Annotated in this window: 11 protein-coding genes; 4 read left to right on the forward strand and 7 right to left on the reverse strand. The window is 62.2% G+C overall.

Annotated features, from left to right (window positions below; all coding sequences use genetic code 11):
• Both EKL94_RS21290 and traD read right to left on the reverse strand, forming a co-directional pair.
• Positions 1-757, reverse strand: a 757-nt coding sequence (locus tag EKL94_RS21290) for a type 4 pilus major pilin (protein WP_148105816.1), incomplete at its 3' end; no start/stop codon positions are given.
• The gene (gene traD / locus EKL94_RS21295) at positions 754-1,122 is read right to left on the reverse strand and encodes a conjugal transfer protein TraD (protein ID WP_260473480.1); all 369 of its coding nucleotides are present in this window, start codon (positions 1,120-1,122) and stop codon (positions 754-756) included. The genes traD and EKL94_RS21290, both read right to left, overlap by 4 nt.
• A gap of 418 nt (positions 1,123-1,540) precedes the next feature.
• Between traD and EKL94_RS21300 the strand changes: the two genes are divergently transcribed.
• Positions 1,541-3,244 (forward strand): MobA/MobL family protein, encoded by a 1,704-nt coding sequence (locus EKL94_RS21300; RefSeq protein ID WP_185830071.1) that lies wholly within the window; start codon positions 1,541-1,543, stop codon positions 3,242-3,244.
• A gap of 153 nt (positions 3,245-3,397) precedes the next feature.
• On the opposite strand, the gene EKL94_RS21305 is transcribed toward EKL94_RS21300, so the two are convergent.
• Positions 3,398-4,165: a hypothetical protein gene (locus tag EKL94_RS21305; RefSeq protein WP_185830072.1), complete on the reverse strand. Its 768-nt coding sequence runs from the start codon at positions 4,163-4,165 to the stop codon at positions 3,398-3,400.
• A 525-nt stretch (positions 4,166-4,690) separates the two neighbouring features.
• Here EKL94_RS21305 and EKL94_RS21310 point away from each other — a divergent pair.
• On the forward strand, positions 4,691-5,209 hold the full coding sequence (locus tag EKL94_RS21310) for a CPBP family intramembrane glutamic endopeptidase (protein ID WP_185830073.1): 519 nt from the start codon (positions 4,691-4,693) through the stop codon (positions 5,207-5,209).
• A gap of 176 nt (positions 5,210-5,385) precedes the next feature.
• Here the strand turns inward: EKL94_RS21310 and EKL94_RS21315 are convergent, their stop codons facing one another.
• Positions 5,386-5,709, reverse strand: coding sequence for a helix-turn-helix domain-containing protein (locus EKL94_RS21315; protein WP_126930544.1), 324 nt, complete (start codon positions 5,707-5,709; stop codon positions 5,386-5,388).
• A 109-nt stretch (positions 5,710-5,818) separates the two neighbouring features.
• Here EKL94_RS21315 and EKL94_RS21320 point away from each other — a divergent pair, with 109 nt between their 5' ends.
• Both EKL94_RS21320 and EKL94_RS21325 read left to right on the forward strand, forming a co-directional pair.
• A complete protein-coding gene (locus EKL94_RS21320; protein WP_126930545.1) occupies positions 5,819-6,142 on the forward strand; it encodes a hypothetical protein in 324 nt (107 codons plus the stop codon).
• 3 nt (positions 6,143-6,145) lie between these two features.
• Positions 6,146-6,616: a hypothetical protein gene (locus EKL94_RS21325; protein WP_126930546.1), complete on the forward strand. Its 471-nt coding sequence runs from the start codon at positions 6,146-6,148 to the stop codon at positions 6,614-6,616.
• A gap of 44 nt (positions 6,617-6,660) precedes the next feature.
• On the opposite strand, the gene EKL94_RS21330 is transcribed toward EKL94_RS21325, so the two are convergent.
• The 3 genes from EKL94_RS21330 to EKL94_RS21340 all read right to left on the reverse strand — a co-directional run bounded on the left by EKL94_RS21330 (position 6,661) and on the right by EKL94_RS21340 (position 8,848).
• Positions 6,661-6,996 (reverse strand): hypothetical protein, encoded by a 336-nt coding sequence (locus EKL94_RS21330; RefSeq protein WP_126930547.1) that lies wholly within the window; start codon positions 6,994-6,996, stop codon positions 6,661-6,663.
• A 95-nt stretch (positions 6,997-7,091) separates the two neighbouring features.
• Positions 7,092-7,847: an RHS repeat-associated core domain-containing protein gene (locus EKL94_RS21335; RefSeq protein ID WP_260473481.1), complete on the reverse strand. Its 756-nt coding sequence runs from the start codon at positions 7,845-7,847 to the stop codon at positions 7,092-7,094.
• The gene (locus EKL94_RS21340; protein WP_126930548.1) at positions 7,847-8,848 is read right to left on the reverse strand and encodes a transglutaminase family protein; all 1,002 of its coding nucleotides are present in this window, start codon (positions 8,846-8,848) and stop codon (positions 7,847-7,849) included. Before EKL94_RS21340 ends, EKL94_RS21335 begins: the two co-directional genes overlap by 1 nt.
• Between the last annotated feature and the right edge of the window lie 256 nt (positions 8,849-9,104).

Here is a 9,104-nt window from a genome sequence, read left to right on the forward strand (position 1 = left end):
CTTCTTTGGTTGCATCGGTCTGATGGACTGTGTTGGTATTTGAGTGTTCATGTGAATTTTGATGGTTAACCAGAGCGGGATCCAACCAGACGAACGCGTTAAGAAGGACGGCGGGGTCAGATGTGAATAAGAGACGGACCCTTGGCGGGACAGGGGGGAGGGCGAGCGGCGGGGCCGCGACCGATGAACCTGCAGCTAGTCCGGAGAAGTAGACGAAGCCCATGCGATCTCCACCGTGAGCCTTGCAAGCCGCTGCAGCCGTTGCCGGGTCATACGTGTTGTTCATGAAGACGGATTGGCCGTTGACTTGAGCGTCCCAGACGCTGGGGTCTGCTGCCATGGCAGCCACCAGCGTTGCGCAGGCGGACTTGGGCACGTTGCGGGTCTCCAACAAGAAGGCGTCGTTGCCCCGTTTCACGGTGCTGGCCGTGACCGCCACACTGCCACCCCACGTATTGGTCAACGTGCCGTTCCGCAGAAGCCGCTGGGGCGCCAACCCATCGGCACGGACCATTGCAGTTGTCAGCCCCGAATAGCCCCCCAAAATGCCCATCGACCGTTCAATGGAGGTGGCCGTTTGGCTAAAGTCCACCTGCGTTTCTTTTACTTGTGCGGCCACGCTGGTCGGGCCAAACACCCACCAAACGGCAGCGGCCATGACGGTGATCACGCCCAGAGCCAATAGAACTTCCAGCAGCCCAAAACCACTGGACCGGATCCGGGCTTGTGCGAGCGCTGTGAGCCGATGCGTTCTCATGACCGAGCAGCCTGGCGTTCGGCCTCACGGGCTTCCAGGTGCTGAATGCCTTTCTGTCGGAGGTGCTCGCGCTTGCCCGGGTGTTGGGCCAGTTGCTCAGCGACCAGCAGCAACGCTCCAACGATTTCCGCCGGATCCCAGTCGTCAGCCCCCGCCGCAATGGTCAGTCCACCGAGAACGATTTTTCGATGTGCATCTGCTGAGCGGAACAACGCGGAACGTTCTTTGAGCCGGGCTTTCGCGGCTTCGCGTTGTTGCTTTCGCTGCTCGGCCTTTTCCGCCATTAAGAGCTTGGCTTGTTCTTTCGCCAAGCTGGTCATCATGCGGTCCAACTTCTCGCGTTGCTTCTCTACATCGGTTGCCATGTCATTGCTCGGTGCATATCTCTATGCATGCAACCATGCACAGGCCATCCGTCAATCCCCTTTGCATGGGCGCGGAGCGCAACGGGGCGAAGCCTCCAAACGACGGCGAGCGAAGCGAGCCTAACCGCCGGGCGGCGAAGCCGACCGAATGCTTTTGACGTTAGCTTTTCCCTGCATTTGACAGTTCCGACGTGCATGGGAACCTGAGGGAGAGGGGGCAGGCGAGCGTGAGCGAGCTCCCCGGTTCTCGAGCGTTGCGAGGGGTGGGGTTTCCCACCCCGACAGCAAAGCAAGAGCGCACTTAGAGTAATCCCTTCGGGATTACGTGCGGTCAGGGGCTATGCCCCCGACACCCCGGCGCGCTTCGCACGCCTGTCCCCCTTGCTCGCCCCCCAGGGGGCTGCGCTTGGAGACCCGATTGGCGATTTACCACCTCACAGCGAAGGCGTATTCCCGCAAGGACGGCAAGTCCTCCACGGCGGGCGCTGCCTATCGTGCGGGGGTTTGCATCGAAGACGCGCGCACGGGCGAAGTCCACGATTACACCCGCCGCAGCGGCGTTGCCTTTGCCGCGCTGTGCCTGCCCGGTGACGCTACCGCCGACCGTGCCGAGTTTTGGAACCGGGTGGAAGCCCACCACAAGCGCGGCGATGCCATCACTTGCCGCGAAGTGGAAGTCGCCTTGCCCGCCGAGCTCGACGCCGATGCACGGCGCGAACTGGCCCATGCCTTCGCCAAGCATTTGTCCGGCACCTACGGCGTGGCCGCGGACCTCGCCATCCACGAACCCAGCAAGGGCGGCGACGAGCGCAACCACCACGCCCACATCCTGCTCAGCGCGTGCTTGGTCAACGCGGACGGGACCTTGGGGAAGAAGGCCGAAGCATTGGACCCCATCGCCTGCAAGAAGGCCCAACGGCCCACCTTGGCCGACACCCAGCGCGAGCACTGGGCACGGATGGTCAACACCGCCTTGGCGAAAGCCGAGGCCACCGCTCGGGTGGACCACCGTCGCCTGGATGCCCAACAAGCCGACGCCGCCCAACGGGGCGACTTTGCCACCGCGGCCCGCTTGGACCGCCGAGCCACGCAGTACGAAGGCAAAGACCTGACCGCGGCCCGCCGTCGGGGCCACACGCCCAAGCGCGTGCGGAACAACGACCGGGTGAAAGCCGCTGCAGCCCGGCGCTTCGACCGCCACACCCGCCGTTTTGAAGAACTCAAAGCCAAGGCCGCCAAGGACGGAACGTTGGTGCAGGTGGGCGAGCAAGCCTTGCACGCACGGGCGTTGCTTGAGCGGCGGAAAGAAGGCGTCCAGCGGTTGCGAATCGAAGCCGTCGCCGAGGTGCAGGCCATCGACCAGGCGGCACAGCGAAAAGCCGCCGTCCGGGCGCGTGCAAAGCGTCCCGCTTCGCACAAAGCCGGGACTTCCGTGTCCCGGCAGGCCGCACCTGCGGCCGGTCTCCAGGGCAAGGCGGCCGCAGCCGTCGAGCGGGCCTCACGCAAAAACACTGCTTCAAGACAGGGGGAAACCATGGCAGCAGAGCAAATCGCAAAAGATCTGAACGAGATGATTGAGCAAATGCTGAAGCGCGCACGCCTGGCACTCCAGCAACAGGACGCGACGCCCCTACAGCGGGCCAGTGCCCGGACGCTGATTGAACGGCATGACGACCTTGTCCAGAAGCGGCGGGATCACACGGCGGCCAAGGAGGGAAGGAAATTGGCCGGACTGGACCGGCGGCGTGCAGACGCCGACGCCAACGTCACGCCAGAGCCAACCGACTGGCGTAGTCGCATGATGCGGGTTATCGGCAAGCCTACATTCAAGAGCCTGGCCGCACAGGCGGCACAGGAGCAGAAGCAGGAAACCACGGCAGTGGAGAGGCAGGCACGCCAGACGCGGGACAAAACTCGGGAAGCCCGGAACGACGCCGTGGTGGCGTTTGAGCTGGCTCAAAAGGAGTTCTTTGTGCAGTTTCCACAGCAGTTTACGACGATCAGACCCAAGCCCGTCCCAGTGCCAACACGGGAGGTTGCTCCCGTGCCACTCGGGGGTGCCCAGTCCCCGCAGGTGCCCGACACGGTCAGCCCGGCCCGTCCTCGGTCGCCACGGCCTTGAGCAGCGCAGCGACAGTTGTGACACGTTTTTCTGGAAGCCGTTTGACAAGGGGGCAGGCTGGAACGCCCCCGCTTCTGTCAAGCGGGGGCGTTCCAGTCAGGCATGGCACCTGACCAGCTGTGGCCGGGCACGCGTTAGGCATCCGGACAGAGGTTAGAACCGACGGTGCTCATCGCTCCAATTGCCCTCATCGCACTCGGCCCGAAAGTGCTCCATGCCGTCGATGTGGAGCCGTCCGCTGCGCCTATCGATATCGATCTTGGGTTTGTTGATTCCGTTCAACCTGTAGCTTCCCGTGATGCGATCCGGAGTGACCTGGAGGTCGTCTATGTTCCACCAATGGTTGTTGTCACCAGAATGGAGGACCGCGACCAGCTTTCCGGTCAGATGGATGCGGCCGCGACCACCAGAGATTTCGACTTGCACCTCAGAATCGAAGTTTTCCGTGGCACTGGTCACTTCGCTGATCACTTCATAACGATCACGCCTTGAGTTCCAACGGTAACCAGTGCGGGATTCCGTGGAGGGCTTTTGACCTTCGCCATAGCAGATGAGGGTCAAGTTCGTATCTCCGTCCCTGTAACTTTCTTCCTGCCGAGCATGCGTTGCATACCCTCGGTCGTTCTCTTCCCCACAGTTGGCTGCGGGCACCGATTGGATCGCGCTGTAGCGGCCATCCGACGTGGCGATCTGCACGCATTGAGCCTGGTCTCGGCTCCACCAGAAGGCCCACTTCTGGTCACGCACAGTGTTGCTTTTAACGAACTGGTATCCCCGGGCCTCCAGCTGGGTCTCGCCGGAGCTGCCTCGCGCACCGACCAGGTCAGCGAGGGCAGATGGGGTTTGAGCAGAGGCACCGCCCGCCACCGCCAGGAGAACACCGATCACGGCAGGAACTAGAACTCCATTTGAGGCATTCATTGCTGGATTTTCCTTGGGTAGAAAACACTTTATTTTACGGCTATCGGCCCGGGCTGTTCCGATAGGCTTGGGGAGCCCGAACCGGTCCTCATTTGGCAGCAGTTTGAACCAACTTGGCAGGGGAAGTTGCAACCTCGGACTTGCCATACGCTCCATTCTTGACGGAAGTCACGCGGCCACACGTTGTTCAGGTGTCTGGGGTTGAGAGGTGGCGAGTGTGTCACCGAAACTACGTCGCGTTAGCGCTGAGCCATTCCTGTAGTCCAATGCCCAGACGGCTCCTTCATCCGGCTGGAACGAGGCCCTGAGATAAAGGAGAGCATCACGATGGGACCCCGGAAGGCGGACTTCCCGTTCTACAACGGCAGCCCGGTGCCATTGAGCGCCAAGGGGTGTCTTTGGGTCCTGGTCGCATGCGCCAGTGGATTTTCGGCGCTCCTAGCGGCCCCCCACCTTGTGCAAGGTGCCACAGGGAGTTGGATCGGGATAACGTTGTTCGTGGCGCTTCAACTGCTAGGACTGAGGATGGCAGTGGGCTCCGCATGGACGGCGATCTTCCACCGGCCCACTTGGCGTGAGGTGCTGCTGGCCATCGCCTGCGTTCCAGTGGTGTTCGGCATGCCGGTCCTTGTGGCGCTGTTTGTCGTGGGTTCCCAGCATCTGACGCCCAATCAAATGGTCCAGGCCACGGGGCACCTGTCGCCTGTCCAAGCCCTTGGTTTCTTCTCCATGTCGGCCGTCCAACTCTTGGGGGAAGAGCTGGTGACCCTCCTTCCATTCCTGGTGCTTTTGACGGCCCTGAGGAGGACCACCATGAAGCCGTGGGTTGCCCTCTGCCTGACTTGGTTCGCCACGTCCCTGATGTTCGGGGCGCTCCACCTACCCACCTATGGATGGAACTTCGCCCAAGCCTTGTTGGTCATTGGGACTGCGCGGTTGGTATTGACGGGCGTCTATGTGCTGACCAAGAACGTCTGGGCCAGCACGATCACGCACATAGGCAATGACTGGATGCTTTTCACGATCGCCATGCTTACCCTCTGATCCTGCCTCAAAGCAAAAACGCTCCGCTTCCCTGAGCCACTTTGTTCAGACGGCCTGAACTAGCTGTTAGGTCTTCCCGCAGAGAACGTTCCGCATTCTGAAAAGGCCGACCGCCGTGCCATGGCCTTGATCCCCTGCATCAAGTTGGCCAGCGATGCCGAGACTGGCATGCCTACCTAACGCTGTTTTAGACGCTCCACGGCTGCTGCCCGCTCCTCGGGTGTCATCTGCGACAGCGCCAAGATGACCTCTGCAATGGCTTCATCCTCGGCCACAAGGTAGGCCATCGGCACCCCCAGCACATCGGCCAACTTGCCCAATCCGTCCAGGTCGATGCCGCTGGTCTCGTTTTCGTAACGGTTGACCCGGCTGCTCGCCAGCTTCTTATCCAGCCCCATGAGCACCCCCAGCGCCCGCTGGCTGGCAATGCCACGCAGCGCTCGCGCTTGTTTCAGGCGGGCGGCAAAGAGGCTGCGGGGCGACGGTGGAGCCTTGGGCACGTAGACGCAGTTTGATGGATTGGTCCTGAAGCATGACTTCCCGCGGCCTTTTGTGGCAGAGTCTTCATGAAATGTAGCACTCAATCGCCACCCAACCACAGGGGGTTCCATGAAGATCGTCCGCACCATCCTGATCGCCGCCATCACTGCACCGGGCCTGTCCGCCTGCGGGAGTAGCCAACCGTCAAACCAAGAGGCTCAGGACGCCATCACCACCTTGTTCACGCAGGCGTCCAACGGTGCAATGACGGTGACCGGCTTCCGCGATTTCAAGCTCACCGGTTGCCACAAAGCCGACCCTGACGATGGCGTCGTCTGCGACGTCGGAGGCTCCGTTGTCGTGAGCATCGTGGGAACCGAGCAAGTGCGCCCCTTCGTCGAGCCCGTGCGGTTCTCCAAGGCCAGCGGCACTTGGACCGCTCACAAGCGCTGACCCATGAGCACTGGTTCATACGCGCACGTGGGATGCGCCTCCGTCATTCTCGGGGGCGCGGGCGTGGTCTTCGTGGGCGGTGGCATTGAAATGCTCCAGAACGGCAGCCCCTTCGGGTGGCTGGCCGTTCTCGGCGGCCTGGGGATCTGGCTGGTGCTGGCTTTCCTCTGTTGGATCACCTACCGAGCAAACCGCCGCCGTGCCTGGATCGCCCGGCAGCCCTATCCTCACTTCGCCGAGCAGGGCTTGAAACGCGGCGGCTTCTGGCGCGGCTTCTTGTGCACGTGGGTCGGCGTCATCGTGGTCCACGTGCTGGTGTTCCTGGTCAACGGGTTCGCCGAACTGTTGCCCAATCCGGAGCAGGTGCGCGGGTTGATGGTGTTGGTAGGGGTGGCCCTAGTGCCGGCGCACTTGGTGCTGCCTATCGTGGGCGGCATCGTCTACAGTCTCATGCGCTCGACCTCGGTTCGCTGACACCGAGCCCTTTCGGGCCCAAGGAGCCGCCCTGGCCCGCCGTCCTATCGGTTCGAACAGACGAACGGATGAACCTCAAACGTTAAAGTCCGGGTAGTATCAGCTGCGATGGCCGCCGCGTCGCCGAAAGCCGAATAAGGCAAAGCGCCCCGCACCGCTTGGCCGGGCTCCACACGCACCTCACCGCATCCGCCGGGGCAATACGCGCTGCCCGTAGGCAGCAGTTCCTGCTTGCCGTGGCTGGTCGTGAGCGTGGCACCGTCGAACCCTGCCGGCACGGCGTTATCGGCGGGCCAAGCCTCGCGTGACAAGCACAACGGCTCGGTGGCTTTGGAGGTCAGCGTGAGGTCGAAGCGTTGCTGGGTGGGATTGTCGGTCACGGCCAAATCGAAGTCGGCCGGTGGCGCCCAACGGATGGGCACCGAAGACGCGCAGGCGGCGAGTGCCGCCAAGGTCAGCAGGGATAGGCAGCGCATCACCGCGCCTGATCCATCAGATGGTCCGGGTTGATCAACCGCTGCTGTCCAGGCAGCGTCCTGAAAATTTCCTGCTGTTGGGGCGTGCCAAATTTGTAGGCGGGAATGCCGTTCATGCGCTGGTCTTTGTAGCCGAGCACTGCGTGGCCGGTTTCGTGGCCGGCACCCCAGGCTAGCGTAGACGGGCTGTTGAAGCCTGGATGGGAAATGTTCACCAAGACTTGCGTAGGCCCGCTCGTGGGCACGCCGGCCAGAGTGTCGGCGCCCACGCTGGGGTAGGCCGCGGCTAAAGCTTGGCCGGTCATCGCGTTGGCCGGTATTGCGCCCGAACTGGTGTCGCGCAACGCAGTAGCCATTGCGCCCATGTTCGCGGCAGCCTTGGCCATGTTCTCCGGCGTCGCGGTGCCTGCGCCGAAGTTTCGCTCAAACGCTTTTTCCGCACGTTGGAGGGCCTTGCCGCCTTCGGCCATCGCACCGGTGATCTTTCCCGCAGCCTTCTCCAGGCTGCCGGCGGCGCTCTGCTGGGCGCGATCGAACTGCTTCCACTGCTTGTCGGTCCAGCCGGTGCCGCGCGACAGGCGGCCGTCAGGGTCGGTGAAGCGGTAGGGGTTGTTGTTCCCATACCAATAACGGTTGAAGTTCTGACCCGTGTTTGGGTCGGCCTGGACCGGATCGGCCGAGACGAAACGCGCCGACGCGTTGAATGCGAGAGCACATAACGCGATCGTCAACAGACTTGGGATTGTCTTGCGCATCACTGCCCCCTTTTCGCGCGCTCGCGCTGGATGTGTTGAAGATAGCTTGCTTCTTGCTCGGGCGTCTTCTGGATCCAGCCCAGTTGTTCGGCCTTGGCAAACCAAGCCATGTTCTCGCGGGTCAAACGTCGGTATTCGTCGTGCAACTCCGGCGGAACGTCCGCCGCATTGGGATACCTGGATGTAATACGCTGCTGCGTGTCCAGATAGTAGGCGTTGGCCTTCCAGATCATGGCTACCGAATCTTTCGAATTGGCCGCCAGTGCTAGATCGGCCACCGCCATCAGTGCGCTGGCGTCTTTCCGTGCGCCGTAGTGCTCCATCAAGCTGCTGGCGATGACCCCTACGCCCTCGTGCGGCAGCAATGGGCGCAGATAAAGCCCGTTGTCCAGCGCCGCTTCGGATATCCCCGTCTCACGTTGGTAGCTACTGTCGTATTTGAAGCCGCCAGCAGTGGCCTCGACATTCAACCAGGCTTGTTGCGTATCGTCGGCGAACTTAACCATGACGTGGTTAGGCGCCGTCGCCAACGCAATGGGCAAACCGAGCCGCTGTCCCAAGATGACAAACAGAATGGGCATGGAAACGCAGTTGCCTTCCCGCGTCGCCAAGTAGGTGGCCAACTGCTTGTTTGTCGGGTTTTTGCCCAGCGGGTCGGTCAGGTCGTAGCTGAAAGGTTGGCCCTGGTTCCAAGGCCCCGGCTCGTAGAGGGTCTTGAGCAACGCATCGAGCACTTGGCGCGCCGACGGATTGCCGGACACATTGTCGCGCACGGCGCGCTCCCACTCATCGAGTTGCCGGTGCACCGCGGTGGTATCTGTACTTGGGTCGATAAGGCGATCCACTACCAGCTTGGCAGCGGCGTAGTCCACCTTGTCGTCGGGGAGCTGGAACTGCTCACGCAGCGGCGCGAGGTGATCGGCTGCGCACGCGGCAAAGGCCAGTGACGCCAACAATACGCCCAGTCCCTTAACTGCCCAGCGGTGAGCTTGACTTCCCATGCGCTCCTTGCATCCCAGCTATCTAGCGACATCCTAATCCTGCCGAAGCGGGGCTGTCCAACTTCCGTCCGGGAGGCAGTTTCCAGTAAGTCGCCCTTCGAGGAATGCCCCTTTCGCGGGGGCTGCTCAGGGTTCACCCCCGTTTTCACGGACACTTACAAGAAGGCCGATTCAGGCCATGAGGAGTGTTCATGTCGAAGCGAAGGAAGTTCAGCGCCGAGTTCAAGCGTGGTGCGGTGGAGCAGGCAAGCCAGTC

Source organism: Stenotrophomonas maltophilia (assembly GCF_003970865.1).
Lineage (GTDB): Bacteria > Pseudomonadota > Gammaproteobacteria > Xanthomonadales > Xanthomonadaceae > Stenotrophomonas > Stenotrophomonas maltophilia_AR.

Bases quoted from the DNA above. Each gene is read 5' to 3' on its own strand.
- EKL94_RS21305 (WP_185830072.1), bottom strand. From the start codon at position 4,165: ATGAATGCCTCAAATGGAGTTCTAGTTCCTGCCGTGATCGGTGTTCTC.
- EKL94_RS21320 (WP_126930545.1), top strand. From the start codon at position 5,819: ATGAAGATCGTCCGCACCATCCTGATCGCCGCCATCACTGCACCGGGC.
- EKL94_RS21335 (WP_260473481.1), bottom strand. From the start codon at position 7,847: ATGCGCAAGACAATCCCAAGTCTGTTGACGATCGCGTTATGTGCTCTC.
- traD (WP_260473480.1), bottom strand. From the start codon at position 1,122: ATGGCAACCGATGTAGAGAAGCAACGCGAGAAGTTGGACCGCATGATG.
- EKL94_RS21310 (WP_185830073.1), top strand. From the start codon at position 4,691: ATGGCAGTGGGCTCCGCATGGACGGCGATCTTCCACCGGCCCACTTGG.
- EKL94_RS21325 (WP_126930546.1), top strand. From the start codon at position 6,146: ATGAGCACTGGTTCATACGCGCACGTGGGATGCGCCTCCGTCATTCTC.
- EKL94_RS21340 (WP_126930548.1), bottom strand. From the start codon at position 8,848: ATGGGAAGTCAAGCTCACCGCTGGGCAGTTAAGGGACTGGGCGTATTG.